This window comes from Spartobacteria bacterium UBA695, from assembly GCA_002298145.1.
Taxonomy (GTDB): domain Bacteria; phylum Verrucomicrobiota; class Verrucomicrobiia; order Chthoniobacterales; family Chthoniobacteraceae; genus UBA695.
In genome coordinates this window covers 263,660-290,615 of sequence record DBMP01000025.1, presented here as the reverse complement: position 1 = coordinate 290,615, position 26,956 = coordinate 263,660, and the positions used below count along the sequence as shown (strand labels likewise).

General features: G+C 63.3%; 29 protein-coding genes and 1 tRNA gene. 20 read left to right on the top strand and 10 right to left on the bottom strand.

The genetic code is table 11. The annotated features are described in order from the left end of the window. Positions 1-34: 34 nt before the first annotated feature. Positions 35-877: a LysM peptidoglycan-binding domain-containing protein gene (locus B2828_RS15230; protein ID WP_479634625.1), complete on the bottom strand. Its 843-nt coding sequence runs from the start codon at positions 875-877 to the stop codon at positions 35-37. An 8-nt stretch (positions 878-885) separates the two neighbouring features. Next, positions 886-1,404, bottom strand: a complete 519-nt coding sequence (locus B2828_RS15225) for a hypothetical protein (RefSeq protein ID WP_479634624.1) — start codon at positions 1,402-1,404, stop codon at positions 886-888. A gap of 229 nt (positions 1,405-1,633) precedes the next feature. Here B2828_RS15225 and B2828_RS15220 point away from each other — a divergent pair, with 229 nt between their 5' ends. The 5 genes from B2828_RS15220 to B2828_RS15200 all read left to right on the top strand — a co-directional run bounded on the left by B2828_RS15220 (position 1,634) and on the right by B2828_RS15200 (position 6,249). Beyond that, complete coding sequence (locus tag B2828_RS15220; RefSeq protein WP_479634623.1) at positions 1,634-2,425, top strand: tetratricopeptide repeat protein; 792 nt, start codon at positions 1,634-1,636, stop codon at positions 2,423-2,425. 130 nt (positions 2,426-2,555) lie between these two features. Beyond that, entirely contained in the window at positions 2,556-3,824 is a 1,269-nt protein-coding gene (locus B2828_RS15215; protein WP_479634622.1) for an autotransporter-associated beta strand repeat-containing protein, read from the top strand. Between the two features lie 66 nt (positions 3,825-3,890). Further along, complete coding sequence (gene gpmI, locus B2828_RS15210; protein WP_479634621.1) at positions 3,891-5,429, top strand: 2,3-bisphosphoglycerate-independent phosphoglycerate mutase; 1,539 nt, start codon at positions 3,891-3,893, stop codon at positions 5,427-5,429. A 52-nt stretch (positions 5,430-5,481) separates the two neighbouring features. Next, a tRNA-Gln gene (locus tag B2828_RS15205) sits at positions 5,482-5,555 on the top strand. 25 nt (positions 5,556-5,580) lie between these two features. Next, positions 5,581-6,249 carry an HAD family hydrolase gene (locus tag B2828_RS15200; protein WP_479634620.1) on the top strand — a complete coding sequence of 223 codons (669 nt, stop codon included), beginning with the start codon at positions 5,581-5,583 and terminating at the stop codon, positions 6,247-6,249. Here the strand turns inward: B2828_RS15200 and B2828_RS15195 are convergent. Then, positions 6,246-7,907: a S1 family peptidase gene (locus B2828_RS15195; protein ID WP_479634619.1), complete on the bottom strand. Its 1,662-nt coding sequence runs from the start codon at positions 7,905-7,907 to the stop codon at positions 6,246-6,248. The two genes, B2828_RS15200 and B2828_RS15195, sit on opposite strands and share 4 nt — an antisense overlap. Positions 7,908-8,014: 107 nt before the next feature. Between B2828_RS15195 and B2828_RS15190 the strand changes: the two genes are divergently transcribed. Together B2828_RS15190 and B2828_RS15185 are read left to right on the top strand one after the other, a co-directional pair. Next, entirely contained in the window at positions 8,015-9,055 is a 1,041-nt protein-coding gene (locus B2828_RS15190) for an HD domain-containing protein (RefSeq protein ID WP_479634618.1), read from the top strand. 79 nt (positions 9,056-9,134) lie between these two features. Beyond that, entirely contained in the window at positions 9,135-10,178 is a 1,044-nt protein-coding gene (locus tag B2828_RS15185) for a sulfate ABC transporter substrate-binding protein (protein ID WP_479634617.1), read from the top strand. Between the two features lie 7 nt (positions 10,179-10,185). Here the strand turns inward: B2828_RS15185 and B2828_RS15180 are convergent, their stop codons facing one another. Then, positions 10,186-10,686, bottom strand: coding sequence for a Co(2+)/Mg(2+) efflux protein ApaG (locus B2828_RS15180; RefSeq protein WP_479634616.1), 501 nt, complete (start codon positions 10,684-10,686; stop codon positions 10,186-10,188). Here B2828_RS15180 and thiD point away from each other — a divergent pair. From thiD to B2828_RS15135, 9 genes are all read left to right on the top strand, one after another. Then, entirely contained in the window at positions 10,685-11,476 is a 792-nt protein-coding gene (gene thiD, locus B2828_RS15175) for a bifunctional hydroxymethylpyrimidine kinase/phosphomethylpyrimidine kinase (protein WP_479634615.1), read from the top strand. The two genes, B2828_RS15180 and thiD, sit on opposite strands and share 2 nt — an antisense overlap. A 49-nt stretch (positions 11,477-11,525) precedes the next feature. After that, positions 11,526-11,783 (top strand): hypothetical protein, encoded by a 258-nt coding sequence (locus B2828_RS15170; protein WP_479634614.1) that lies wholly within the window; start codon positions 11,526-11,528, stop codon positions 11,781-11,783. Positions 11,784-11,849: 66 nt separating this feature from the next. Continuing rightward, positions 11,850-12,689 (top strand): ABC transporter ATP-binding protein, encoded by an 840-nt coding sequence (locus B2828_RS15165; RefSeq protein WP_479634613.1) that lies wholly within the window; start codon positions 11,850-11,852, stop codon positions 12,687-12,689. Further along, positions 12,686-13,606, top strand: a complete 921-nt coding sequence (locus B2828_RS15160) for an ABC transporter permease (RefSeq protein ID WP_479634612.1) — start codon at positions 12,686-12,688, stop codon at positions 13,604-13,606. Before B2828_RS15165 ends, B2828_RS15160 begins: the two co-directional genes overlap by 4 nt. Further along, positions 13,603-14,370: a hypothetical protein gene (locus B2828_RS15155; protein WP_479634611.1), complete on the top strand. Its 768-nt coding sequence runs from the start codon at positions 13,603-13,605 to the stop codon at positions 14,368-14,370. The genes B2828_RS15160 and B2828_RS15155 overlap by 4 nt, the downstream gene beginning before the upstream one ends. A 23-nt stretch (positions 14,371-14,393) precedes the next feature. After that, positions 14,394-15,116 carry a metallophosphoesterase family protein gene (locus B2828_RS15150; protein ID WP_479634610.1) on the top strand — a complete coding sequence of 241 codons (723 nt, stop codon included), beginning with the start codon at positions 14,394-14,396 and terminating at the stop codon, positions 15,114-15,116. Positions 15,117-15,146: 30 nt separating this feature from the next. Beyond that, complete coding sequence (locus B2828_RS15145; protein WP_479634609.1) at positions 15,147-16,115, top strand: glycosyltransferase family 9 protein; 969 nt, start codon at positions 15,147-15,149, stop codon at positions 16,113-16,115. Positions 16,116-16,118: 3 nt separating this feature from the next. Next, a complete protein-coding gene (locus tag B2828_RS15140; RefSeq protein ID WP_479634608.1) occupies positions 16,119-17,030 on the top strand; it encodes a helix-turn-helix domain-containing protein in 912 nt (303 codons plus the stop codon). 306 nt (positions 17,031-17,336) lie between these two features. Then, positions 17,337-18,332, top strand: a complete 996-nt coding sequence (locus tag B2828_RS15135; RefSeq protein WP_479634607.1) for an aldo/keto reductase — start codon at positions 17,337-17,339, stop codon at positions 18,330-18,332. A 1-nt stretch (position 18,333) separates the two neighbouring features. On the opposite strand, the gene B2828_RS15130 is transcribed toward B2828_RS15135, so the two are convergent. Then, positions 18,334-19,602: a hypothetical protein gene (locus B2828_RS15130; protein ID WP_479634606.1), complete on the bottom strand. Its 1,269-nt coding sequence runs from the start codon at positions 19,600-19,602 to the stop codon at positions 18,334-18,336. Positions 19,603-19,655: 53 nt separating this feature from the next. Here B2828_RS15130 and B2828_RS15125 point away from each other — a divergent pair, with 53 nt between their 5' ends. Continuing rightward, positions 19,656-20,453 (top strand): TIGR00282 family metallophosphoesterase, encoded by a 798-nt coding sequence (locus tag B2828_RS15125; RefSeq protein WP_479634605.1) that lies wholly within the window; start codon positions 19,656-19,658, stop codon positions 20,451-20,453. Between the two features lie 49 nt (positions 20,454-20,502). Here B2828_RS15125 and B2828_RS15120 read toward each other — a convergent pair whose 3' ends face one another. From B2828_RS15120 to B2828_RS15100, 5 genes are all read right to left on the bottom strand, one after another. Next, positions 20,503-21,348 carry a nitroreductase family protein gene (locus B2828_RS15120; RefSeq protein WP_479634604.1) on the bottom strand — a complete coding sequence of 282 codons (846 nt, stop codon included), beginning with the start codon at positions 21,346-21,348 and terminating at the stop codon, positions 20,503-20,505. Between the two features lie 8 nt (positions 21,349-21,356). Then, positions 21,357-22,415 (bottom strand): alkene reductase, encoded by a 1,059-nt coding sequence (locus tag B2828_RS15115; RefSeq protein WP_479634603.1) that lies wholly within the window; start codon positions 22,413-22,415, stop codon positions 21,357-21,359. Positions 22,416-22,445: 30 nt separating this feature from the next. After that, positions 22,446-23,027: a TetR/AcrR family transcriptional regulator gene (locus tag B2828_RS15110; RefSeq protein ID WP_479634602.1), complete on the bottom strand. Its 582-nt coding sequence runs from the start codon at positions 23,025-23,027 to the stop codon at positions 22,446-22,448. A 73-nt stretch (positions 23,028-23,100) separates the two neighbouring features. After that, positions 23,101-23,955, bottom strand: coding sequence for a CDP-diacylglycerol--serine O-phosphatidyltransferase (pssA, locus tag B2828_RS15105; protein WP_479634601.1), 855 nt, complete (start codon positions 23,953-23,955; stop codon positions 23,101-23,103). Between the two features lie 28 nt (positions 23,956-23,983). Then, positions 23,984-24,637, bottom strand: coding sequence for a phosphatidylserine decarboxylase (locus B2828_RS15100; protein WP_479634600.1), 654 nt, complete (start codon positions 24,635-24,637; stop codon positions 23,984-23,986). A 213-nt stretch (positions 24,638-24,850) separates the two neighbouring features. On the opposite strand from B2828_RS15100, the gene B2828_RS15095 reads away from it, so the two are divergent. The 3 genes from B2828_RS15095 (at position 24,851) to B2828_RS15085 (ending at position 26,894) form a co-directional block, all read left to right on the top strand. After that, positions 24,851-25,708 carry a hypothetical protein gene (locus B2828_RS15095; protein WP_479634599.1) on the top strand — a complete coding sequence of 286 codons (858 nt, stop codon included), beginning with the start codon at positions 24,851-24,853 and terminating at the stop codon, positions 25,706-25,708. Positions 25,709-25,800: 92 nt separating this feature from the next. Further along, positions 25,801-26,229 carry an Rrf2 family transcriptional regulator gene (locus tag B2828_RS15090; RefSeq protein ID WP_479634598.1) on the top strand — a complete coding sequence of 143 codons (429 nt, stop codon included), beginning with the start codon at positions 25,801-25,803 and terminating at the stop codon, positions 26,227-26,229. Between the two features lie 50 nt (positions 26,230-26,279). Further along, positions 26,280-26,894 (top strand): NAD(P)-dependent oxidoreductase, encoded by a 615-nt coding sequence (locus B2828_RS15085; protein ID WP_479634597.1) that lies wholly within the window; start codon positions 26,280-26,282, stop codon positions 26,892-26,894. Positions 26,895-26,956 lie beyond the last annotated feature (62 nt).

The following is a 26,956-nucleotide window of genomic DNA, read 5'->3' as shown; positions in this document are numbered from 1 at the left end:
TTGCGTGAGCCCTCTGCCTTTTTGCGGCTAAATCCTACTTAATGTTGACGGGCACGCCTTGCTTGAGGAGCGTCGAAATCTCCTCCATTTCATCCGGAGCGATTCCGATGCCGTAGACCGGCTTCTGGCCCCCCTCTGTAAAAAACGCATACCCCTTGGCGCTCGTCTCCACCCAGCGGTCGCTGCCCATATACTCCTTGGCCGGGAAATTCACCGGATTCCCGTCGCGCCAAGCCATCTTCCGCGTCACCTTCGCCGCGATCGGCTGCTTCTCCGTCCCCTTCTTTGGCGCCGGGACATTCCAGCTTTGCGCGGCGTACTCGCGGAAAAACTTCCCCTGATTAAACAGCGTCACCACCCGCGTCTTGCGGTCCACCGTCACCGAAAAATCCGCCGGAGTCACCAGCAACACCTGGCCGATGCGCAGGCGTCGCGGGTCATCCAGATTATTGCAGCGCATAATCAGCTCCCCCGTCGTCTTGAGCTTCCGCTCGATCTTCCCCAGGGCATCGCCTGAGCGAATCTCGTAACGGACCTTGTCTGGCGAATCCACCGTTGAGAAAAAAATGTCGCTATTCACCTTGCCGAGCGCCTTGCGCGTCTCATCCAGCTTGGTCGAAAACGGGTAATTCTCGATAAACCGCTCCAGCGCGTCGCGGGTTTTCACCAAATCGCGGCCGCTGGCCACCTTCATCGTTTTCTCGAAATCGGGTAGGCTCGGGTCCGGCGGCGGCGCGGACTTCCCCGCGGCCAGCTCTCCGGGAGGTGCCTGCTGCGGCTTGACAATCAACTGGTAGCCGAACCACCCGGCGGAACCGAAAACCGCCGTGCTCAGCCCCAGGATCGTCAGGGTCTTGAAGATACAGCCCAGTCTCATCGCGCGCTCTACAACAGCCCCCTGCGGCGGAAATCGTTCACATTGCCGCCAGCGGACTGTTGCACCAGGTCAACCGTGAATTTTAAAAGACACACCTCCCAGGCATCGTCCACCCCCTCGATAATGGCCGTGAGCGGCTCCTCTGCCGGGTTGATGCGGCCCTGGATGCGCTCGATGACCTCGGGAAGGGCTCCATGAACGACCTCCTCGATCACGTCCCCCTTGCGGAACTGGAAGCCGTATTTGAGGAATGTCAGCTTGTGCTCTTCAAGCGAATCGGCGTACCGGCGGGCCTTTTCCCCAAAACCCTCCAGGAGAACCTTGGAAAAATTCTGCGGGGAAACGATGCGGGGCTGATCGGCCTCGATCCGGCCGTCGCGCACGCGCACCACGTTCACCCGGTCGAGCAATTCACTGACGAGGTGGAAGCGGAAGCTGGTGCTGCCGAAGGTCGCGATACGCCGATCCGGGGCCACGATTACTTTCGTGTTCTCGACGGCGTACTGGAAATCGTCTTCGCTCTTCATCGTTCAAGTCAACATAAGGGACCCAGGCAGGGTTTCAACCCGAAACGACCCTTTCTTTGCATGGAAATCTACGGCAAAAATTACCGGGGGCTTATTTTCCGGGTCCATTTGCTTTTCCAAAGGCGATTCCGGATTCGGGTTTTTCTGGATTGATCCGATCATCTTGGCGGCAGTCTTTGCCTTGCATCCGTAGCGGGGGCTCCATAAGCTCGCGCCCATGGAACATGGAATGCCCCGTTACCTCTTAAGATGTTCGAGCCGCACTGTTTTGGCGATCCTTGGCGTCGCCGTTTTCTTTTCAGCCGCGCTCAACGCTGATGCTGATTACAAGTATGTCTGCACCAATTGCGGCTTGATTCAGTATTATGAGCACCATGTGAATAACATCGACTGCCCAAATCACGACAGGGGTTGGATGCGCTTTTACGATCCGGAGGAAGAGCGGGCGAGAAGAAAGCTTTTCGAGCGCCATATGACCGCCGACGACTGGGCCCATTCCTGCTCTGTCGGGACGGTTGAACCCTGCCGTTACGCCGAGGTAATCGAGACGGAAGGCCGGAAAATCGCCTGGCTTGAGAAACACGAAGGGCGCCATAGCGAAAATATCCTGCCTCATTTGGAGGGGATCCGGGTGCTTTACGAGTTCCAAAAACGCTATTCCGACGCGGAGGCCATCGCCAAAAAGGAAGTGGCGATCAACACCGCCCTTCACGGCGCGAACAGCTACGAAGTCGCCGGTTCGCTCTATCACCTGGGGCGGACGTACTTCCGGCGGGGTATGTACGCGGAGTCCGAGGCGTGCCAAGTGCGTTGCGTGGAGCTGGAGGAGAAAACCAAAGGCCCGCGCTATATCGGAGTGGCCATGGGCCTGGAAACCCTGGCGGAAATTTATCAGCACACCGGCCGGAGCCGGGAAGCGGAGGATCTCTTACGCCGGGCCGCGGCCATTCGCGGCAACCCCTACTACTCCCCGTTTTGGCGAAAGGTTCTGCGCCAGCCGCCCCGGCACAAGTTCGACTGATTGCCATTCCGGGCACCGAGCGAATCCGCCATTGCCAAAAGGGGGGATGGGAAAATCGCGCGGGGGGCAGCAGAGGGGGGGCCCCAAGTTTCCGAGTCCGAGAGCTGGAGGGGTGGCGAATTCCAGCCAAATGAAAGCAATCAAAGGAACTCTTATGGAGGGCCTTATGGGGTTGGCCTTTCTCGCCTTGGCAACGTTGGGCCATGCGGCTACTTCAACGTGGACGGCAACCTCCGGTAACTGGGAAGACTCCGGGAACTGGGATGGAGGGGTGCCGGTGGCATCGAGTACGGCGATTCTTAACAACGGCGGTGCCATTACCGTGACCAACGGAACGGCGGCCTTGTTACGGGTGGGGACCTCCAGCGGGGGTTCGGGAAGCGTGCTGATCAGCTCCGGCCTTCTCTCGGTGAAGAACATGTACCTGGGTAACGCCGCAGGCAGCAGCGGTTCTGCCGTGATTACGGGGGGAACGTGCCTGTCTACGGATAACGACATTACCATCGGCAACTCCGGCACGGGGGTCCTGACGGTTGCGGGGCCGGGAACCGTGACCTCCCACAGCGATGGGAAAGGACAATTGCTCGTGGCGACGAACTCCACTGCCAACGCGACGGTAAACATCGGCACGGGAGGGAGTGCCGGGACCGTCAACGCGGAGGCCATCACTGGGGGAGACGGCACGGCGATGGTCAATTTCAACCACACCGACCTTTACACCTTTGGGGCGAAAATGACTGGCAGTAAGCTCTCCGTGACCAAACTGAGCTCGGGAACCACCGTGCTCACTGCCGCAAGCACCTACCGAGGCCTTACCCAGGTCTCCGCAGGCGAGCTGGACGTGAACGGCTCGCTTTACACCAGCGGCACCGTGAGGGTCGAAGCCGGGGCCACCCTGGGAGGCAGCGGATCCGTAGGGAATGTCTTTGCCTATAGCGGGACCGTTGCGCCCACCGCAGGGCAAGCCTTGAGCCTTACCACCATGACGCTCGACGAGACCTCCACGCTGGCCTCCGCCATCACCAGCTCCACAAGCGTCGGCCAGGTCAAGGCGAGCAGCTCGGTGTCGCTGTCCGGCACCCTGGCGCTTACCGGGCTAAGTTTTTTAACCCCCAGCTTACCCGTCACGCTGATTGATGAAACCGGGGTGGGCCTTATCAGCGGCACGTTCGGCGCTGTAACGGTATCGGGGACCCAGGTCGTGCTCACGCCGGTTGGCGGCGATGCTTACACCTTCGTCGTCGACAGCTTACTCTACGAGCTGGACTACAGCGGAGGCCCCGACTCCAATGACGTGACCTTGGCCCTGGTGCCGGAACCCTCCCAAGCGATGCTGCTTATGGGCGGCGTTTGCCTGCTGGGCTTTCTGCGGTGTTTCTCGCGGCCCCGTTGCACATAGAGCGCGGCCCCCCGAGATTCCGCCATTGCCAAAGGGGGTGAGGGTATGGGAAATTAAGGCAAAAATATGTCTAAACCTGTAGTGCTCATCATCCGCGACGGTTGGGGAATCAATCCGAATGGCAAGGCTTCCGCCGAGGCCGATGGCAATGTGACCCTCCTGGCCCAAACCCCGTTCCATAACGACCTTTACGCTCGCTACCCGGGCTCGAAAATCAGCGCCAGCGGCTTGAGCGTGGGCCTGCCGGAAGGCCAGATGGGCAACTCCGAGGTGGGCCACCTGAACCTCGGCGCGGGCCGCGTCGTCTACCAGGACCTCACCCGCATCAACAAAGCCGTGGCCGAGGGCAAGCTCCAGGAGAACCCCGTCCTCCAGACCGCCTTTGCCCAGGCCAAGGGCAAGCGCCTCCACTTCCTGGGCCTCGTCTCCGACGGCGGCGTCCACAGCCACATGGAGCACCTCGTGGCGCTCTGTAATGCCGCGAAGGAAGCGGGCGTGGACGACATCATGGTCCATGCCATCACCGACGGCCGCGACTGCTCGCCCACCGGCGGCGCGGAATACCTCAAAAAGCTCGCCGAGGAGCTCAAACCGAGCGGCGCCTATATCGCCACCGTCGTCGGCCGCTACTACGCCATGGACCGCGATAACCGCTGGGAGCGCAACAAGCTCGCCTGGGACGCCATCGTGCTGGGCCGCGGCACCGTCTCCACTCTGAGCCCGTCCGAGACCGTCAGCGACCTCTACGCCAACGGCCAGACCGACGAATTCCTGCCCGCGCTGATCTTCTCCCACGCCAACGAGCAGCGCGTTCATGACGACGACGTCGTCTTCTTCTTCAACTTCCGCGCCGACCGCGCCCGGCAGATCTCCCAAGCCTTCCTGCGGCCTGATTTCAAGGGATTCGACCGCGAAGTCACCCCCAAGGTCCACTTCGTCACCCTCACCCAGTACGACAAAACCTTTGGCTGTCCGTGCGTCTTCGGGCCCGAGGAAATGACCAACATCCTGGGCGAAGTCGTCAGCCAGGCGGGCCTGAAACAGCTCCGCATCGCCGAGACCGAGAAATACCCGCACGTCACCTACTTCTTTAACGGCGGCATCGAGGCCCCGTTCGCTCACGAGGACCGTGTCATCGTCCCATCGCCCAAAGTCGCCACCTACGACCTGGAGCCCCGCATGAGCGCGGCCGAGGTCACCAAGAAAGTCGTGGCCGACCTGCACAACTACGACTTCGTGGTGCTCAACTTCGCCAACCCCGACATGGTGGGCCACACCGGCTTCATCGAGGCGGGCATCAAGGCCGTCGAGACCATCGACACCGCAGTTAAAGACGTTGTGGCCGAAATCCTCCGCCTCGGCGGCAAAGCCCTCATCACCGCCGACCACGGCAACTGCGAGCAGATGCGCAACGCCGACGGCTCGCCCAACACGGCCCACACGACCAATTTGGTTCACCTGATCTACGTCGGCGCAGATGCCGCGCAGTATAAGCTCAACGACGGCATCCTGGCCGACGTGGCTCCGACGCTGCTTACCATGCTCGATCTGCCGATCCCGGCGGAAATGACTGGAAAAAATCTGCTCATCCGCTTGCAATCGTAGAGCCAAACGGCTATCAAGACGCTCCCCGGCGATCCGTCGCCGGGGTGTTGATTGCCCGGTGGTGTAAGGGTAGCACAGGTGACTTTGACTCACCTAGTCATAGTTCGAATCTATGCCGGGCAGCCACTTTCCTAAAAACACAGAAGATCCGATGACCAGTTCCTGGGGGGCTATTTTCGATTGGGACGGCGTCATTATCGACTCCTCCCGCCATCATAAACGCTCCTGGGAGCTGCTCGCCGAAGAGGAGCACTTGCCGCTTCCCGAGAACCATTTCGTCCTCGGTTTCGGGCGCAAAAACCAGATCATCATCCCCGAGATCTACCGCTGGGCCACCGAGCCTAAGGAGATCGAGCGCCTGGGCAACCGCAAGGAGGAGCTTTACCGCGAACTGATGGCCGCCGAGCCCCTGGAGCCGCTTCCTGGCGTGCGCGAATGGCTCGAAGCGCTCCGCGACGCGGGCGTTCCCCGGGCCGTCGGCTCCTCCACGCCGCGCGCGAATCTGGATGCCGCCCTGGGCCGCCTCGGCTTCGGCCCGCTGTTTGACGCCATCGTATCCGCCGAGGACGTGACCCTCGGCAAGCCCAACCCCGAGGTCTTCCTGAAAGCAGCCGCGCGCATCGGGCGCAAGCCGGAGCGCTGCGTGGTTTTTGAGGACGCCTTTGCGGGCATCGAAGCCGCGCGGGCGGGCGGTATGCGCGTGATCGCCATTGCCACGACTCACCCGATCGAGGAACTGGGCATGGCCGACCGGGCCGTGCACACGGTGAAGGAGCTGAGCGTCGGGGAGCTGGCGGCGTGGTTCCCGCCAGAAGCCTAGAACCAGCTCGACGAGCGCTGCTCGATCTGGAAGGAGAGGTCTTTATAAACCTGTTCGCGGAAGCTGATTTGCTCCTCCATCACGCGACGGAAGTAATCGTAGCCGGTTCGCATGTCGAAGCTCGGAATATCGTTCCTGCTGACGCTGCGGAGGTCTCCCAGGAACTGCTGAAGGATCATTTTTTGCTCCCCTGCGGACAGGCGGTTGTGGGCCTTTACTCGCCCGGAGAATGATTGCATCACCCGCTGCATCCCGGGCGATTTGTAGTAGCTCGGTTCGAAGCGGCTGCTGCTTTTCGAGTCAAAGAGCCGGATGAAATCGTCGCTGACGCTCTCGATCTTTCCCACGGTCGCTCCCTGGTTAAAGAGGACTTGCCAGTTGATCGGCTCCCAGGTTTTGACGGAATCGAGCCGGTAGCCGAACCGCCGGACGTCGGTGGTCACGGTGTCGCCGTTGTTCTTAACCTCGCGTTTGAGCAGGTAGGTGGCGATGCCGATGACCTTCCCCGTGGCCTTGTGCACGATGGGACTGCCGCTGTTGCCGGGTTCGAACGGGGCGTCCACTTCGATCAGGTTCGGGCCAATCCCCTGGATTTTTCCATCCACGGGCTTGACCACCATGGCTCCCCGGACGTTGCCGAGCACGGTGACTTCGTCGCCGATTTTGATGCTGGTGTCGATGTTCTCCAGTACTTCGAAACTCTTGGGCGGATTCTGGGCTTCCATCCGTACGATGTCGTGCCCCACCGCGACGCCGCCCGCTCCGACGGTGAGCCCGCCTCCCTTGACGTTGGTGAGCTTGAAGCCGGGGCTGAAGCAGATGACGTGGGCATTGGATATGACGTAGGGCTTCCCTCCCATCGTGCAAACAAAGCCGCTCCCGGTGCTCTCCTTGCCCTCCACGATGAGGAGAGCGTCGGAGTATTCAGAGACGATTTTTGCGGTTTCGGCGCTGGACTGGGCCGGGGTGGGGGCCGAAGTCGGCGGGACGGCTCCGACGGGCTGGGATGCGGGAGCGGGTGAGCCCGGAGTGCCGGGTGCGAAGGCGGCGCTGTTGGCGACGACCAGCTTCTCGCCGACGGTTAGCGAATTGAGGATCGCGCTGAGGTCCTGGGCTGTCGTGCCGTCTTCCTTGGCTCGCGATAGGGAAATCCGGACAATGGCCGCTTCTCCGGCGGCGGCTTCGGTAAAGATGCGCTCATCGCCCGCCGCGCCTTTGCCTGTGATCTCGATCGTCACGATCCGGGTGCCCTTGGAGGAATTGGTCGTCCTCGTTTTGACGTCCGTAGGGCTGTAGCCGAGGTTGAGCATTGAGCAGAGGAGCTTTTCGGTTTCTGCCTGGATGCCGCGCTCTCCGTCGAGCGGGGCGGGGCCGGGAGACTGGAATGCGGTGCGGTAAACCGAGAGTAGTACGCGGCGGCGGGGATCGTCCGGGCGGGCTGTCAGCAGTAGTGCGGAAGCCTTGATGTCGAGGCACGATGAGGCCGCCGAGGGGGTCCCATCCTGGTGGTTTTCAATGACTTTCCAGCCGGGCGGTAGAGCGAGGTCGGTACCCGAACCGACTTTAATCTGTTGCGCCAATAGCGGGAGCGGGGCACTCAGCAGCGCCAGGCCAAGCATCCGAACCAGAAAACGTCCATGCGGTGGGGTGAGCGTCATACGCGATATGCGGTTAGTCCACCGCCTTGTTACGCCGGATGCCGCAGCCTTGGAAGAAAAATAATCTGTGAAAATGGGGCCGATCCGGCGATACATTCACTCTTCCCATGACGCTCCTTACGATTCCCGAGATCAAACGCGCGGCTCAGGCTCAGGAAAGCCGGGTTGAGGCCAGCTTCCACGCCCAGGCCGACGCGGTGACGCCCAAGCAAACCCGCGACGGCAAGCCCTATTGGGAGCTGACCGCCGCCGATGCCGAGGGGAAGCTAACGCTGCGCGCCTGGAGCGATTCCCCGGCCTACGCTTTCTGCGAGAGCTTGCCGCAGGGGGCGTTTGTCGAGGTGGAGGGGGAATTCTCGGCGCATCCGGCCTTCGGGGTCGAGGCGCGCCGCTGGACGGGCCGCATCCTGGAGGAGACCGAGGTGGAGCTGCTCCTTGGCGGGCCCGCTTCGTTGCGCGAAAAGCAAGCGCGGGATTTTGAAACGATCCGCACGCTCCTGGGGAGCATCGCCGACCCCCGGCTGCATGCGATTTGCCGGACGTTTTTGGAGGAATTCGGCGAGCGCTTCCGTCGCACAGCCGCCGCGCGCACCTATCACCATGCCCGCCGGGGCGGCCTCGTCGAGCACGTCGCCCAGATGCTCCGCGCCGCCGACGCCTTGGCCGGGGTCTACCCCCAGCTTAACCGCGATCTGCTCCTCTCCGGGGTCTTTTTCCACGATTGCGGCAAGCTCTGGGAATGCTGCCCCGAGCCGCGCGGGTTCGCGATGCCCTATGACGAGCGGGGCGAGTTGATCGGCCATATTTCCATCGGGATTGAGGTCATCAACGCCCTCTGGCGCAAGATTTTCGCCTCCGAGGAGGCAGCGGGATGGTCGGCGCTGACGCCCTCCAGCGAGGACGTGCGCAATCACTTGATCCACTTAATCGCCGCGCACCATGGCGAAATGGCCTTCGGCTCCCCCGTGCTCCCCAAGACGCCCGAGGCCATCGCCCTCCATCACATCGATAACCTCGACGCCAAGCTCGAAATGATGTCGGCGGCCTACGCCACCGGGGCCTCAGTCGCCCCGCGCATCCTGGAACGCGTCAGGCCGCTGCCCGCCAATCTCGTCGTCCCGCTGGCAAAGTTTACGCCTGAGGCATAAGCCCTCGTGTTTTCAAAATCCGCGTGTCGTCGAATAATCTTATAGACTACCTACTCAATGGGTATATATAATCCGCACGATGACTACTTTTCGCTCCCATCTGGTGGCGCGCCCGTTGCGCCGTGCTGTTCCGGCTCTGTTCGCCGCCGCGCTTGCGGTTCTGGCGGTGACTCCCGGCGAAGCGGCGGCCCCCGTCTCTTTGCTCAATGTTTCCTACGATGTGACGCGGGAGTTTTACCGGGAATTTAACCCGGCCTTTGAGGCGCATTGGAAAGCCCAGGGCGGCGGCCCGCTGACGATCAACCAGTCCCACGGCGGCTCCAGCAAGCAGGCCCGGGCCGTCATTGACGGGCTGGAGGCGGATGTCGTCACGATGAACCAGAGCACGGACATCGACGCCATCGCCGACAAAAAACTGCTCGCCGCAGACTGGACGCAAAAGCTCCCCGACAACGCCGCCCCGTTTACCTCCACCATTTTCTTCCTCGTGCGGAAGGGCAACCCGAAGGGGATCAAAGACTGGCCCGACCTCGTGCGCCAGGGCGTGCAGGTGATCATCCCGAACCCCAAAACCTCCGGCAACGGCCGCTACAGCTACCTCGCCGCCTGGGGGTACGCCTTGCAGGCGGGCGGCGGCGATAAAACCAAGGCACGGGAATTCGTGAAGGCGCTCTTTGCCAACGTCCCGGTGCTGGACACTGGCGGGCGCGGGGCGACGACCACCTTTGCACAACGGGGCATCGGCGACGTGCTTCTGACCTTTGAGAACGAAGTCCAGCTGGCTATCGCCGAACTGGGCGCGGATAAATTCGAGGTCGTCGTGCCCTCGGTGAGCGTGCTCGCGGAGGTGCCCGTGGCGGTGGTCGATACCGTCGTAGACCGGCACGGCACCCGCAAGCTGGCCGAGGAATACCTGCGGTATCACTTTAGCGACGAAGGCCAGGAGATTGCCGCCCGGCACCACTTCCGGCCGCGTTCCTCTGCGGTGCTGCAAAAGCACCAAGCCGAGTTCCCCGCCCTCAAACTGCTGACCATCGAGGAGATCGCGGGAAGCTGGAAGCAGGCACTGGATGTCCACTTTGCTGACGGCGGGGTCTTTGACCAGATTTCCGCCCAAAAATAGGCGCGGGTTACTCTGGTCCCCGGGGGATCTTCATCTCGAAGCGGGGAATGAGCGTCGCCACCGGCTCGCCCGATTCGCTGGAGCCGAAAAACGCCCCCTCGGCCACGCTGTCGGTCGCCACGACGTGGTAGGAGTGATAGGAAAAATGGTCGCCCGGCTCCAGGCGGGGCGTTTTGCCCACCACGCCGTCCCCCTCGATGACGATCCGGTTCCCCTTTTCGTCGGTGACGACCCATTTGCGGCCCCGGATGGTGACGGTCTCCTCTGAACGGTTTTCAATCGTCAGGTAGTAGGCAAAGGGGTGGGGCCGTTCCGCCGGGGTCTCCAGCTTGGGCATGTACACCAGTTTGTCGAGTGTGACACGGAGCGACTCGAGTTGACGAAAGGATGTCATGGTTAAAATCCGCGTCAATATGGACTCGGAGCCGGGCGTTTTCCAGTGATAATCCCGGCAGATTTTTCGCGGGGCTTGCGGCGAGAGGGGCGGGTCGCTACGTTGCCGCGTCATGACCATTCCCGTCGCCCTTTCCATCGCTGGTTCCGATTGCAGTGCCGGAGCCGGGGCCCAGGCCGATTTGAAAACGTTCTCCGCGCTCGGCGTCTATGGCCTGACCGCCGTGACCTGTGTGGTGGCGGAGGTCCCCGGGCGGGTCGGCTCCATCGCTACGCTGCCGCCCGAGGTGGTGGCCGAGCAGATCCGGATGTGCTTTGAGACCTTCCCCGTGGCGGCGCTAAAAACGGGGATGCTCCATTCCCAGGGCATCGTGGAGGCCGTGGCCTGGGAGCTGGAGAAAGTGCGTCCCGAGGCCCTGGTGGTCGATCCCGTAATGGTCGCTACCAGCGGCACGCCGCTCCTGGAACCGGCGGCGGCTGAGAGCGTCCGGGAGCGCATCCTCCCGCTGGCGCGCCTGGTAACGCCCAACCTGGCCGAGACCACCGCGCTCCTGGGGCGCCCCGTGGCCGGGCTCAAGGAAATGACCGAGGCGGGCCGGGTGCTTAGCGGCCAGTACGGCTGCGCGTTTTTGATCAAAGGCGGGCACCTCAAGGGGGAGGCTGCGGATGTCCTCGTCACCCCGAACGGGGAGTCGGAGGTCTTTGCTGCCGAGCGCGTCGCGGGTGTCTCCACCCACGGCACCGGCTGCACCCTTTCCGCCGCCATTGCCGCCGGGCTGGCGCGCGGGCTGGAGCTTCGGGTGGCCGTGGCCGAGGCCAAGGCGTTCGTCACCCGGGCCATCGCCGGATCGTGCCGCTGGGATGGCGTCGAGGCGCTCAACCACGGGGGCTTTGTTGGTGCATAAGGGGTTGCCGGGAGGCGGCCTGATGGCGTATAAAGCTTTCCCCCTAACCATGGTTCCCCTGTTTCTAGAACTTCTGCGCTGCCCCGAGAGCGGTCAGCGCCTGGCCCTGGCCTCTGCCGAAGTGCTGGCCGGGCTGGAGGCGCTTCGCCGCGAGGGGGCGCTCTCTGTCCCCGCCACAGCGCCCCAGTGGGACCCCTCCTTGCCGCTTGAGGCCGTACTGGTCCGCGAGGATGGCCGGGTGGGCTACCCCGTGCAGGGCGGCATCCCCATTTTGTTGCCGGGGCACGGGTTCGCTCTCGGAAAATGAAGGCAAAAGAAGCCAAAAGCGCGCAATCTGCTATCTTCCAGGTTTGACGATCCTTTTTTCACTTCCATGTCTGAACCCGCCATTTCGATTCGGAACTTAACCAAGGTCTACCCCATCCCGTTCAAGCGGGAGCGGGTGGTGGCCGTCCACGATCTCTCGCTTTCCGTCGAGCCGGGGCAGGTCTACGGGCTCCTCGGGCCGAACGGTTCGGGCAAGAGCACGACGATGAAGATCCTGCTCGGCCTGGTGAGCGCCACCTCGGGCACGACGCGGATTTTTGGCCGCGACTCGACCCGCGTGGAGAGCCACGAGGAGGTCGGCTACCTGCCGGAGAACCCCTATTTTTACAAATTCCTGACCGCGGGCGAGACGCTCCGCTTCTACGGGCGGCTCTGCGGCATGGGCGGGCAGGCCCTCCGGGACCGCGTGCACGAGCTGCTCGCCGTCGTCGGGCTGGAGGACGCCGAGCACCGCCGCCTCGGGGGCTTTTCCAAGGGAATGCTCCAGCGCATCGGCCTGGCCCAGGCGCTCATCCAGGAGCCGCGCCTGCTGGTGCTCGACGAGCCGACGGCGGGCGTTGACCCGGCCGGTTCGCGCGATATCCGGGACCTGATTTTGCAATTCAAGGCGCGGGGCATCACCGTGCTGCTCTGCTCCCACCTGCTCGGCCAGGTGCAGGAGGTGTGCGACCGCGTGGGCATTCTCCACAAGGGCCGCCTCGTCTGCGAAGGGGAGCTGGACAAACTCGTGGCCATCGAAAACCAGACCCAGCTGATCTTCGAGAACGCCTCGCCTGAGCTGCTGGCCCGCTTCGAGGCCGAGGCCGCGGCGTGTGGCGCGCGCTTGGTTGAAAAAAGTAAACCCCACGCCCCGCTGGAACGCTTCTTCCTGGAGGTGACGAAATGAGTGACTCACCCACGACCCTTTCCACCCCCGCCGCCGCTTCCTTGGCCCGGCACCGCGCTTTTTCCCTGGTGCGCATCGGGGCCCTGGCCGCCAATACGCTGCTCGATTTGATCCGGCAGAAGGTCTTTTATTTCCTGATCGTCTTCGCGCTCGTCCTGATCGGCTGCTCCTGCTTCATGGACTTCATCCGGCCCGAGCTGCAATTCCAGGTCATCAAAGACGTCTCGCTCGGGGCCATGTCGATCTTCACCTGGCTGCTCTCCGTGCTGGCCACGGCCATGCTGCTGCCCAAGGACATCGAGGACCGCACCCTTTACACCATTCTCGCCAAGCCCGTGCCCCGGTTCGAGTACCTGCTGGGGAAACTCTGCGGCGTGCTGCTGCTCCTGGCCGTTTCCACGGTGATCATGGGGGCGATGTTCTCCGTGGTCCTCTTTGCCAAGGAGCAATTCGTCGTCGCCGGGCTGCGGCATGAGCTGGGCGGCAACCCGGCCGCGCTCGCCGAGGCGCTCAAAGGGGTTTACGCGGGCACGTTCAGCAGCGCGCTCGTCGCCGGGATCATCGCCATCTACCTGAAGGCGGCCATCTTCGCGGCCTTGACGCTCTTTATCTCCACCTTTGCCAGCTCGTACATCTTTACCGTGGTGATCTCCGTGGCCGTCTACCTGATCGGCCACCTGGTGCCGATGGCTCGGGATTACTGCCTGAGCGGCGGGGGCGGCTTCGTGGCCAAGGCTACCGTGGCCGTGGTCGCGCTGCTCTTCCCGGATCTCCAGCTCTTTAACCTGACCGACGATATCGTCGCCGGTAACGCCATCCCGCTGCCCATCTTCCTGCACACCTGCGGGCTCGGGTTCCTCTACATCGCGGTGTATACCTGCGTGGCTTACTTTACCTTCGCCAAAAAGGAACTGTGAAACGGGTCGCCGCCATCTTGCTCCTGCTCCTTGCTTTCGGAGCCGCGAAGTTCCCTCTGGAACAGCGGATCGGCGAAGCGCATCGCGCCGCGTTTTTCCACGGGGCGAAGCTGAATATCTCCCTGCGCGAACAGATCGGGCAGGGGGCCTTCCTGGCGGCGTTGAGCGGGTTCCGAGGGGTCATCGCCGATATCCTGGCGCTCCAGGCCAACGACGCCTGGGAGAATACCCAGTGGAGCCGGGTCCATTTCCTCTACAAACAGATTACCACCCTGGAGCCGCGCGTTACCGTCTACTGGGAGATGGCCGCCTACTACATGGCTTATGACGCCGCCGCCGCCGCGCTTCAGGACGAAAAACAGCCCCGACAGCTGCTCCGCGTCAAGGCCTCCCGGGAGTACATGCAGCTGGGCCGCGAGTTCCTGGAAGACGGCGTCAGCAACAACCCCGACCGCTTCGTGCTCTACAACCGCCTGGGCCATGTGCTCATGACCAAGCTCCATGACCATTACGGCGCCTACGAAGCCTACACCAAGGCGGCCCAGTTCCCCGATTGCATGGGGTATGAGAAGCGCTTCGCCGCCTACGAGCTGGCGCAATGCCCCGGCTACGAGGCCCAGGCCTACGAACTGCTCCTGGGGCTCTACCGCGAGGGTCCCGTGGAAAGGACCTCCACACTCCTCAAGCGGCTGGCGGCGGTTGAAGAAAAACTCGCCATCCCCCCCGAGCAAAGAGTTTACAAGCCCCCTACAAAAAACCCATAGTAGCCCCTCCCCCTTCCGGTCCCATGCGTTTTGCAATCTTCGGCGATATTCACTCCAATTTGGAAGCCCTGCAGGCCGTACTGGCCGATGCACGGGACTGCGGCTGTACGCACCACGTCTGTCTGGGCGATATCGTGGGGTACAACGCCAACCCCCACGAGTGCGTGGATGTCATCCGCAACCTGGGCTGCCCCGTGGTGATGGGCAACCACGACGAGCAGGCTTACCTCAACGATAACAAAGAGAACTTCAACCCCCTGGCCGACACGGCGATCCGCTGGACCCGCGCCCACCTGCCCGAGGAGGATAAAGCATGGCTCTCCAAGCTGCGGCTCGTGCGGCAGGTGAGGGACTTCACCATCGTCCACGCCACGCTCGATACCCCGCACCAGTGGGGCTACGTCTTTAACCAGCTCGACGCCGCCGCGAGCTTTAACTACCAGTTCACCAACCTCTGCTTCTTCGGCCATACCCATTCGCCGCGCGCCTACGTGCGGGACGAGTCCGTCCGGTCCGTGCCGCTCGACGTGCTCCAGATCGAGCCGGGGAAGAAGTATTTCATCAACGGCGGCAGCGTCGGGCAGCCGCGCGACGGGGACTGGCACGCCTCCTACTGCATCTTCCACGCCGATAAGAACCTGGTCGAGCTGCGCCGGGTGGAATACGACATCAACACCGCCCAGGACAAGGTGGTGGAGGCCGGGCTGCCGCAGCGGCTTGCGGACCGGCTCGCCCTGGGGGCCTAAAGAGGCGCAAGGGGGGCGCAAGATTATCCCGTGGCACCGGAATCCATTTTGGTCATCAAGCCGAGTTCGCTCGGAGACATCGTGCACACGCTACCGGCGGTGTCGCTCGTGCGGCGCGCCTGGCCTACGGCCCGGCTGGCCTGGGTGGTTAACCCCGAGTGGTCGCCGCTGCTGGAGGGGAACCCCGACGTGGACGAAGTCGTGCTTTTTCCCCGGCGCGAGCTTGGCGGTTTGCCGCTCAAGACGCTCCGCTGGCTGCGGAAATTGCGCGCCGGGCACCGGAGCGACTTGGTACTCGATTTCCAGGGGCTCCTGCGCAGCGCCGTCATGGGCCGCTTTGCCCGGGGCGGGCGGCTCGCCGGGCTTTCCGATGCCCGCGAGGGGGCGCGGTATTTTTACGACGACGTGGCCCACGTCGGGCGCGAACACGCTGTGGAGCGTTGCCTGAAGCTGGCGGCGAAGGTGGGAGCCGGGCGCTCCGAACCGCTCGTCTGGAATCTGCCGCCGGGGAACCGCCCCGCCGGGTTTGAGCTGGCCGAGGGGAGCTACGTGCTGCTCCATCCGTTCTCGCGCGGCAAGGGAAAATCGCTCACCGCCGAGCAAGCGGGGGATTTCGCCAAAGCGCTCGCGTGCCCGGTTGTGCTAGCGGGGCGGGCCGATGCCGCGCTGCCCGACCCGATGCCGGAGAACTTGGTTAACCTGCTCAACCACACCAGCATCGCCGAGATGATCTGGCTCATCCGCCACGCGCGCTTCGTCGTCAGCGTGGACAGCGGCCCGATGCACATCGCCGCCGCGTTGACGCCCCATTTGCTCTCCATCCACACCTGGAGCGATCCGCGCCTGGTCGGGCCGTACCGTCCGGAAGCCTGGATTTTGAAAGACCGCACCCTCTTCCAAGCCCGTGAACTGCGCGAGGGGCCCGCGACCGGCAAGCCGCTGGCCGCGCCGGACATCAAGACCGTCGCCGCCCACGTGGCGACGCTCATCGGAGGCTAACCCATGGCGCTGCCACCCGATCCGATTCGTGCCGAGGAATTCTCCCGCCACAGTCCGGGGAGCGTGGTGCAATCCGGCACCGGCGAGGCGTGGAAGGACCTGCTGGTGGAGATCTACACGCTGACCGATTGCGAACAGAGCGTCATCGTTCCCGCCGTGGCCGAGCCCGCGATTTTCTGGAAACTCTCGGGCCGGGCCGAGTTCGCCGAGCGGGACTTGGGCGGCGAGTGGTGGTCCTACACGCTCAACGAAAACGAATTTTTCATCACCACCTCGCGCACGCCTTACGAAGTGCGCTGGAAGGTGATCGGGGAGGAGCCGTTCAGCTCGATGCGGGTTTTTATCGGGTTGCCGATCTTCGCCCGGGCTTACCGGGAGGTGTTTGGCCGGGCCATGAAAAGCGCTTTGCTGCGCGAGATTTCCGGCGGGCGCGATCCCGTTCTGGAGGCGCTCCTGGAGCAGCTTCGCGGCGAACTGACCGCCCGGGGCCCGGCCAGCCCGCTCTTTGTCCAGGGGATTGCCCAAGCCATCGCGGTGCACCTGATCCGCACCTACTCGCTGCCCGGGGACGAGGAGGAACCCCGCCGCCTGGGCCTGCCCGCGTTCACTCTGCGCAAGGTAACGGCGTGGGTGGAGGCGCATCTGGAGGAGGCAATTTCGCTCGACCAGATGGCGGGCGAGGCGGGGCTGAGCCCGTTCCATTTTTCGCGCATTTTCAAGCAGACCACCGGCCTCTCACCCTCGCAATATGTCATCCGCGAGCGAATGGGCAAAGCGCGCCGCCTCTTGCGCGAGACGGACCGGAGTGTCATCGAGATCGGCCTGGAGGTTGGCTACGCCAGCCCGGGGCATTTCGCCAAGGTTTTCCGTCGCGAAAGCGGGATGACGCCGCTGGAATTCCGGCAAAACGGCTGAGAACCCTGAAACCCACTTGAATTTTATCAGGAACTCAGGGAAAAGGCAGAGGGTTCACGCAAAGCCGCAAAGCCGCAAAGCCGCAAAGATAGGAAACGCTTGTCTTTGTCTTTTTTGCGCCTTTGCGTGAGAATAGAATTCCCCCCCTATTTCATCCCGCGTGGATTCCTGTGTCCTCGGGGCATGGGGATCTGATTTGTATTCCTGATAAAAATGGATTTCCGCAAGATCGGGCTAGGAAGCGCAAGACCTCGCGAGAAATTTGGGCGTGCCGGTTCTATGGTTGCCGAAATGAAAGAGACACCAATGTTAGCAAAACGTAAATTGGGCAGCCAGGGGCTCGAAGTCGGTGAAATCGGCCTCGGGTGCATGGGCATGAGCCACACCTACGGCCCGGCTGACGATGCCGAGTCGATTGCCACCATCCACCGGGCCATTGAGCTGGGGTGCACTTACTTTGACACCGCCGAGTACTACGGCCCCTTCACCAACGAGGAACTCCTGGGCCGGGCGCTGAAAGGACGGCGCGGGGAGGTCGTCATCGGGACGAAATTCGGCTTCGACATCGCCTCCGGGCCCGGGTTCGGCAAGGCCACCCGGCTCAACAGCCGCCCGGAGCACATCCGCGAGGTGGTCGATCAGTCGCTGCGCCGGTTGCAGACGGACTATATCGACCTGCTCTACCAGCACCGCGTCGATCCCGCCGTGCCGATCGAGGAAGTGGCCGGGACGGTGGGCGAACTCGTGGCCGCTGGGAAGGTGCGCTACTTCGGGCTCTCCGAAGCAGGCATCGAGGTGATCCGCCGGGCCCACAAGACCCACCCCGTGAGCGTCTTGCAGAGCGAGTATTCCCTCTGGGAGCGGAATTTGGAGGCGGAGATTTTCCCCGTGTTGCACGAGCTGGGCATCGGGCTTGTGCCCTACAGTCCACTTGGGCGCGGCTTCCTCACCGGTACCGCCAAACGGGCCGAGGACTACAGCCCGGACGACGCCCGCAGCTTCGTCAATCCCCGCATCCAGGGGGAGAACTTCGAGGTCAACCAGAAGGCGGCGGAGGTGGTCAAGGAAGTGGCCCGGGCGAAGGGAGCCCTCCCCGCGCAGGTCGCGCTGGCGTGGATTTTGCAGAAAGGGCCGGATATTGTTCCGATCCCCGGCACCAAGCGGCGCAAGTACCTTGAGGAGAACCTCGGCGCGGCGCAAATCCGGCTCACCCCAGAGGAGATCGCCACCCTGGAGACGGCCTTCGCCCACGTGGCCGGGCCGCGCTACGCCGCGCAGCAGGCGGCGTTTGTGAATCGGTAGGCTACTTCCCCTTTTCCGCGAAATAAGCTCCGACGCCTTCGGCCACGGCGTCGGCGTATTCGCGGTAGAGGCTTTTGCGGGGGGCGCCCCCGACGATCTTCGTGCCTTTGTAGTCGCCCAGCTGCACCCGGTCGAATACCGGTTGGCTGTTCATCACATACGGTTCGCAGTAGACCACCGGGCTTTGGTAGAGACGGTTGGCCAGCAGGTTGCGCGCCCAGACGTAGGGGCTCCCCGCCGGGGCTGCGTTGCCGCCGTGGTATTCGAAGGGGGGCAGGCCGGTGGCGCGGGCCAGCGAATCGGCCACTTTGGCCGAAAGGGGCAGGTCCACCGAGGCGCTGCGGTTGAGGAGCCGCAGGAGCATCTCGTGGCGCACGTCCGCCAGGGCCAGCTCCTCGGCGCTGTAGTTGCCGTTGACGAGCAGGTGCATGTGGTTGTGGTCGGTGAGCTGCGGGGTGGCCGGGTCGCCCCAGGCCTCGGCGTTGTAGTGGAGGCAGATCGTCAGGTCGGGCCGGATGCGCTGGTTGACCTTCCATGCCCGGGCGCGGATTTCGCTGACCCGGTAAAAAAGCAGCTCGCTTTGCCACTGGAGCGACGCCGATTTGTCCGGGTCGTTCGGGCCGTCATAGCCGAAGTGGGGATCGGGAATCCCGGCCTGGGCCAGCAGCGTGCGGGCCTCCGTGCGCAGCGTGCGCGGGCGGTCGCTCGTGACGGGATCGGCGGACGAACGGACTAGGACGACTTTGGCCCCCATCGCGGTGAGCCGTCGGGCGAGGTGCCTGGCCGTCAGGAGCGCCATGTCGCCCTCGGTTACCGGGATGCCGTCGCCGATTTTAAACCAGCGCTCCTCCATCTTCGCCCATTTGCCGCCGAGGTGGCCCGGGTCGATGGCGATGGTGTACCCGGCGAGCGGGCTGCCGGGGAGGGCTTTCTTAGCTCCCGGGGGGCTCCAGTAGCGCGGGATGGGGCTAGCGGCCTCGGGCGAGGGGGCGAACTCCAGGCGGAAGTCGGTCTCCGCGCTTTCCGGCGGGTGGATGCGGGCGCTGGTCTTGCCGAGGTCGATCGTGGCCTTCCATGCGCCGCCCGGGGCGTAGATGGTATCCAGGAGGTTGAGGAACTCGGCGCGAGTGATGGTTTTCTGGTAAGGGGCAAGGTCGGCCCAGTCGGGCTCGCCGCTCAAAACGCTGGTCGGTTCCGCACCCCTAAGCTGCGGGAGCAGGCCGATTAAAAGGAGGGCGGTAGCGCGGAGAATCGCAAGGAAATGGCGCATCGGAAGAATAGAGTTTGTGGAGAAGCCGGTGTTTCCAGTAATGAACAGACTGTATGTTACGTATTTTGTTCCTGGGTGACGTGGTGGGCGAACCGGGCCGCAGCGCGGTGATCGGGCTTCTGCCGGAGCTGAAACAGGAGTATGGCCTCGATTTTGCCATCGTCAACGGCGAGAACGCCGCCGGGGGGCGCGGCATAACCCCTAAGATTACCATCGATCTGCTGCGCGCGGGCGCGGCCGTGGTGACGACCGGTGACCACATCTGGGACCAAAAGGAGATCCTCAACTATATCGATACTGAGCCGCGTCTGCTCCGTCCGCTCAATTACCCTCCGGCTACCCCCGGCCAGGGGAGCGTGGTGCTGGAGACGGCCAAGGGCAAGGTGGGCGTCATCCAGGTGCAGGGGCGTACCTTTATGCAGCCGCCGCTGGAGAACCCCTTCCGCGCCCTGGAGGTCGAGGTGGCCCGGATGCGCGAGGAGACGGTCGTGATTTTCGTGGATATCCACGCCGAGACGACCAGCGAGAAGGTGGCCACGGGGCGCTTCCTGGATGGCCGGGTTTCCGCCGTGGTGGGCACCCACACGCACGTTCAGACGGCCGATGAACAGATTTTCCCCGGCGGCACGGCTTTCCTGTGCGACGCCGGGATGTGCGGCCCGGTGGAGTCGATCCTCGGGCGGCAGATCGAGCCGATTGTGAACCGCTTTGTCAGCAGCCTTCCGGCGACTTTCCCGGTGGCCAAGGGGCCGGTGGCTCTCCACGGAGCCATCGTGGACGTGGACGAAACCACCGGCAAGGCGCTTAAAATCGAGCGGTTTGTGAGGCGGGTCGGAACGGAAGCTTCGTAAGGCGGCCCCGCGTTCCCCAAGGCTGATCCCCCGGACCGCTCTGGCGGGGTCAGCGGACCCAGTTCACCTCCGGCGGCGTGTGTTGCACGGTTCGCTGAAAGGGGATTTTCGGCAATCCGAAGGCCATGCAGTAGCAGATCACGTCGTCCTCGGGGATGCCCAGCCAGTGCCGCGCTTCCGGGACAAACTCGGTGATGGCCCAGTAGGCCAGGCCATCCCAGACGGTGGCGATGCCGCGCGTTTGGGCCAGAAGCTCAAAGTAGCTCAACGCGATGATCCCATCGACCTGAGGCGTCCTCGCGTTCCGGGGAACCGAGGTGACGACAAAATGCGGCGCGCCCCGGAAGAGGATGTCCACCTTTTGTTCCTTCCACAAGCGGGGGAAACTGGCGAACGTTTCGCGCTCGGGTGGGAGCGCTTGCTTGGCGATGGCTTTTTCGATGCCGTCGAGGAGCTTTTCGCGGAATCCATCGAGCTTGGCGCGGTCGTCGATCACCGTCCAGCGAACGCTCCGGCGGTTGGCGCCCGTGGGGGAGGCGTTGGCGATCTCCAGTAGTTCCCGAATCTGCTTCGCGGGGAGGTTTTCCTGCTTGTAGGATCGGGTGGAGCGTCGGCCGCGCACGAGAACCTCCATGCTCCGTGCCGAGGGGAGGTTGCCTGCCAGCGGAAGGCTCTCCCGTGGGTCGCGGCCGAGGATGGAGATGGCCCCGTGCGGACAAATGGCCAGGCAGTGCTGGCATTGATAGCATTTCCCGGATTTTTCGAGGATCAGCTCTACGGGCCCTTCACTGGGAAGGGCCAGGATTTTGGCGGGGCAATCCGCCACGCAGCGGCCGCAGCGGTTGCACAGGGCCGGGTCGGCGGCGAAAGCGAGATCAGGTAGCGTCGTTTCCATGGAATGGTCTATTTTAGGAACGGGTAATCCGTGTACCCCTTCGGGCCTTCGCCGTAGAAGGTCTCTTTGTCGGGCTCGTTGAGCGGCTCGTCGAGGGCGAAGCGCGCGGGCAGGTCCGGGTTGGCGAGGTAGGGGATGCCGAAGGCTATGGCATCGGCTTCGCCTGCCGCGAGGACTTCGTTGCCGGTTTCGCGCGTGAACTGCTCGTTGGCGATCCAGATGCCGCCGAATTCCTTCTTGAGCACCGGCCCAATCCGGTCCGGGCCGAGCTTCTCGCGGGCACAGACGAAGGCGATCTTCCGCTTGCCCAGCTCCCGGGCGACGTAGGTGAAGAGGGCCAGTGGGTTGGAGTCGGCCATGTCCTGCGAATCGCCGCGCGGGGCGAGGTGGACGCCGACGCGGCCCGCCCCCCAGACGGAGACCACGGCGTCGGTGACTTCCAGAAGCAGCCGCGCGCGGTTCTCAATGGAGCCGCCGTAGATGTCGGTGCGGTGGTTGGAGCCGTCGTGCAGGAATTGGTCGAGCAGGTAGCCGTTGGCTCCGTGGATTTCCACGGCGTCGAACCCGGCTTCCTTGGCGTTGATGGCCGCCTGGCGGTAGGCCTCGATGATGCCCGGGATTTCATCCAGCTCCAGAGCGCGGGGCGTTACGTAGGGCCGCAGGGGCCGCACGAGCCGGACGTGCCCGCTCAGCGCGATGGCGCTCGGGGCTACCGGTAGCGCGCCGTTGTGGTAAATCGGGTCCGAAACGCGGCCGACGTGCCAGAGTTGCAGGGCGATGTGGCCGCCGGAGTGGTGGACGGCGGTGGTGACTTTGCGCCAGCCTTCCACTTGTTCCTGGGTCCAGATGCCGGGGGTGTCGGGGTAGCCGACGCCCTGGGGCGCGATGGCCGTGGCTTCGCTCAGGATGAGGCCCGCGCCGGAGCGCTGGCGGTAGTATTCCACCATCAGGTCGTTGGGGATGCGCTCTTTCCCGGAACGGCAGCGGGTGAGCGGGGCCATGATGATGCGGTTGGGCAAGTGAAGGTCGCCGATTTGGACAGGATCGAATAGCGTGGGTTGGCTCATAGGTTGGATCGGTTGGTTTAGGACTGCGCTTTAAGACTGCATTTCCAGAAACCGGAGCATGCCCGGCTTCAGTTCGTTCAGGGGGGAGAGATCGTTGTGCACCTTGGCCTGGAGCAGTAGGCCCTGCGAATAGGCGAAAAGGCAGCGCCCGACGGCAATGGGATCGGGGACCCCGGGGAGGTCGCGGGCGGCGGAGGCAAAGTAGGCGACGTAGCCGTCCATGATCTCGGCGGTTTTCCGGCGAATGGTTTCGTCCTGGGTGCTCAGCTCGGCCCCAAGCGTTACCATCGGGCAGCCGCAGACTTTGCCATACTGCTCCCGTTTGGCGGCCTGGCGGGAGCGCGTGTAGTCGCAATAGGCGCTGATCCGCTCGGATGCGGTGCGTTGAGGCGAGAAGATCGCGTCGAGGTCGGCCTTCTGCTCTTCCCAATGCATCTGCATCGCGGCGGCTGTGAGGTCGGACTTCGAGGGGAAGAAGTAATAGAAGCTCCCTTTTTTAACCCCGGCCTGGCGGCAGATATCATCTACGCTCACGGAGCCATAGCTGGCCTCCCAGACGAGGCGCAGCGCCACGTGGAGCAGTTTTTCCCGAGTATCGCAGGCGGGCTTCATGAAGGGAATGTAGTTGACCGGTCAGTCAACTGCAAGGGGAAAATGAAGCGCCTTGAAAAAAGGGCGGGTTTTTTTACCCCTGCGTGGGGGGCACGGGCGGCTGCGGGGGCTGGGAGTCGCTCTCCTCGGAGTCGTCTTCGATCTCCTGGCGCATTTGCTTGGAGAGGAAGGGGCGCAGGAAGCCGTAGAGGAGGTAGGTGATGAAGAGTACCGCCGGCATCCAGATGTAGTTGATGGCGGTGAAGATCAGGACCAAGAAGATGGCGATGAAGACCGGGATGGACCCTTTGGTGCGCCAGTTAACCCGCTTGAAGCTCGGGTATTTGAAGCCCGAGAACATCATAAACGAGAGGAAAATCATCAGCGCTACGAGCAGGTAGCGCCACACGCCGATCAATTCGCGGTCTTTGCCTTCCCACCAGAGGATGAAAAGGGTGACGGACGCGATGACGCCCGCCGCGGCGGGGATGGGGAAGCCGCGAAAATCTTTGTCGCACCCGGTGCTTTTCGCCGCCAGGCAGTTGAAGCGGGCCAGGCGCAGCGCACCGCAGAGGAGGTAGAGGAAGGAGATGGCCCAGCCGTAGGGGAAGCCCTGGAGGACGATCTTGTAGAGCATCATGGCGGGGGCGACGCCGAAGGAGATGACGTCGGCCAAGGAGTCGAACTCCCGGCCAAAGTCGCTCTCATGGCCGCCGAGGCGGGCCAGGCGGCCGTCGAGCATGTCAAAGATGCAGGCGATCAGGATGAGCCAGATGGCGGAATGAAAGTAGGTCTGGTTAAAGAAAAAGAGATCCGGCTCGCCCAGCTCCTGGGCGACGGTGCCGCGCACGATGAGCATGGTGGCGGCAAAGCCGCAGAAGAGGTTGCCCGCCGTCATCAGGTTGGGCAGGAGGTAAATCTTGGGGGAATCGCACTTCGAATCGCTCATGTCAAAAGGGAAGGGGAAAAAGGAGGTTCTACGGCTGCTGCTTGAGGCGGGCAATGATCGAGGTGCCCGCTTCCACTCGGTCGCCCTGTTTTACGGTGATTTCGGCGTCGAGGGGGAGGTAGATTTCCGTTCGGGAGCCGAAGCGGATCATGCCGAAGCGTTCGCCTTTGGCCACGGTGTCGCCAACGTGGCTCCAGCCGACGATGCGGCGCGCGATGAGGCCGGTCAGCTGCCGCACGACCAGGGTGGTCTGGCCACTCTGAAAGCCCCAGGTCCGGCAGGCGTTTTTACCGCTGGCATTGGGATCGCGGGCGTCGAGGTAGAGGCCTTCGTGCTCCTGGGAGTAGGTGACTTTACCGGCGATGGGGGCGCGGTTGGTGTGGACGTTGAATACGGAGAGGAAGATGCCTACGCGCTGCATTTTGCCCTTCACGACTTCGGGTTCTTCGATGATGTCGACGTCGTGCACGACACCGTCGGCGGCGGCCACGACGGCCAGCGGGTCAGCCGGGGGGACGCGGTCCGGATCGCGGAAAAAGGAGATGGAAAACAGGATGAGGAGGGCTCCCAGCAGAGCGGGGACCCAGGTGATCCGCCGGCGCGCGGTCCAAAGGAGGGCGGTGAGGACGAACAAAACCCCGAAGATCCAACGGGCTTCCCAAAGTGTTTGAAAACGGAACATTCCCGCAAACCATAAGGCCCCATGCCGCCGGGGTAAAGCCCGGTGTTTTGTGCCGGTCGGATTCGATTTCCGGGAGGGGGAAGATCTCGTGCCGTGGAATATAGCAATACCTTTTAGGCGAACGGTTTACGGTAGAACAGGTAGGAGCATAACCGGGCGGGAAGTCGATGTGTTGGCAAGCAGGATTCTTGCCTGATTCACTCTATCTGTCGTATGAAAAAACACCCCTTTGTCGGGTCCTTGGTGCCGGTTTTTCTGGACACCGCTTTTTTCACGATCACAGTTGTGTGTCTTCCGGTGCATCGGGCCGCGGCGGAGCCGAATGTTCTGAAGATCCCGGATGCGCTGAACTGTGAGCTTCCCCCGCCTGCGGCCGATACGATCCTGCGGGAGGCGCAAGGGGCCCCGAGCCGCCTGCCCTCTGTTACCGCCAAGGTCATCATTTCCCATCGTCAGCAGGGTGACGCACCGGCGATTATCCGAGCGGTCGTGGCGGCGGCCCCGCTCTCGCAGGCTAGCTCGATTGTCGCCGCCCTCGGCGCGGAGTTTGCCGCCCAGCCTCAGCTCGTCCGGCTGGCTCCAGAGATCGCGGCGGCGTTTACCCAGGCGCTGCTTGGCAAGTTGTCGCAAGGGGCTTCGGTTGCGCAGGTTCGTACGGCAATCGCCGAGAGCGTGGGAACGCTGACGGTATCGCTTCCCGGTACCGTGCAGGCCAACCACGACCGGATCGTGGCCATCGGGCAGGCGGTGGCCGGGGTGCTCGGGCCGCGATATGCCAGCATGGCTCCCTCTATTGTCGCCGCCACCTCTGCGGCGTTGAAGGCCTCGGCGGGGGCGAGCAACGTGGCTTTTGTTTTGGGCGACTTCCTGAGGGCGTTCGGGAAGGTGGACTGCCTGGCGGTTGGCGAGAAGCTCGACCCCGAGGCCGTGGGCGGCGACGGCAAGGGCTTCAAGGACATCATACCGCTCGATCCGCAGGGGGCGGTGCTGGACCCGGTCGGATCGAGGCCCGTGGATGATCTGCCCATGCGTCGCTTCTGGTACGGGAATGTGACGGCTCCGGAAATGTAAACCGCTAGGCTTTTCCGCCGGGCTCGCGGGGCTTGGGGGTAAATGCCGGTTGACGGAAATGGATTTGTAACTATATTTGTTACATACGTCCCATGGTTAATAGTCGCCTCACCGTCGCCATTCATGTCCTCTGCCTACTGGCTTGCCAGCGGGGGGATCACTTGACGTCGGAATGCATTGCCGGGAGCGTTAATACGAACCCGGTGGTCATCCGGCGGCTGCTGGCCACGCTACGCAAGGCGGGGCTGGTCCGTTCGCAGGGCGGCGCGGCAGGCGGCTGGGAGCTGCTGCGCGGGCCAGAGTCGATCACGCTCCTGGAGGTTTACAAATACGTGAACCCGGGGGCTGTCTTTGCCATGCACAATAAAACGCCCAACCCCCGCTGCCTCATTGGCAAGAACATCCAGCGCGGGCTGGTCGGCTACTTCATGCAGGCCCAGGCGGGGCTGGAGCGGGAACTGGGCAAAGTCACCATTGCCCAAGTGCTCGGCGACGTGATGGCCGGGGCAAAGGCGGACTGATTTTTTCTATAACTCAAACCGTAACAAACATAAGTACAGAAAGCCAGGCTATGAACATCGCAATCCTTGGTGCAACCGGGCATGAAGGCCACCTGTTGGTGGAAGAACTCCTCCAGCGAGGCCATACCGTGACGGGGATCGCCCGACATCCGGAGAAACTCTCTCCCAAGCCGGGGCTGAGCCTCGCGGCGGGCGATGTAAAAGACAAAGCCCGCCTTGTTGAGCTGGTCCGGGGGCACGACGCGGTGGTGCACTCGGTCATGTTTCTTTCGACCGACGTGCGCGCCATCATCGACGCCGTGAAGGAGGCGGGTGTTCCCCGGCTGGTGGTGGTGGGGGGCGCGGGGAGCTTGGAGGTATCGCCCGGGGTTCAGCTGGTCGATACGCCGGAGTTCCCGGCCCCGTACAAAGGGGAGTCGCTTGCGGGGCGCGCGTTCCTGGAGGCGCTCCGGGGCGAAAAGGACCTGGACTGGACGTTTATTTCGCCCTCGGCTTTCTTTGATCCGGACGGAGCACGTACCGGGAAATTCCGCCTGGGGGGCGACCGCTTGCTCGTGGGCGAAGACGGGGTGAGCCGCATTTCGATGGCCGACTTTGCCATCGCGCTGGCGGATGAACTGGAGCACCCGGCCCACCGGCGCGCGCGGTTTACCGTGGGATACTAAATCGGCGGCCAGGGAGGCCCCCTGGAAAAAAATAGGCGCGACGGCGTACCCGGAAGCCGCCG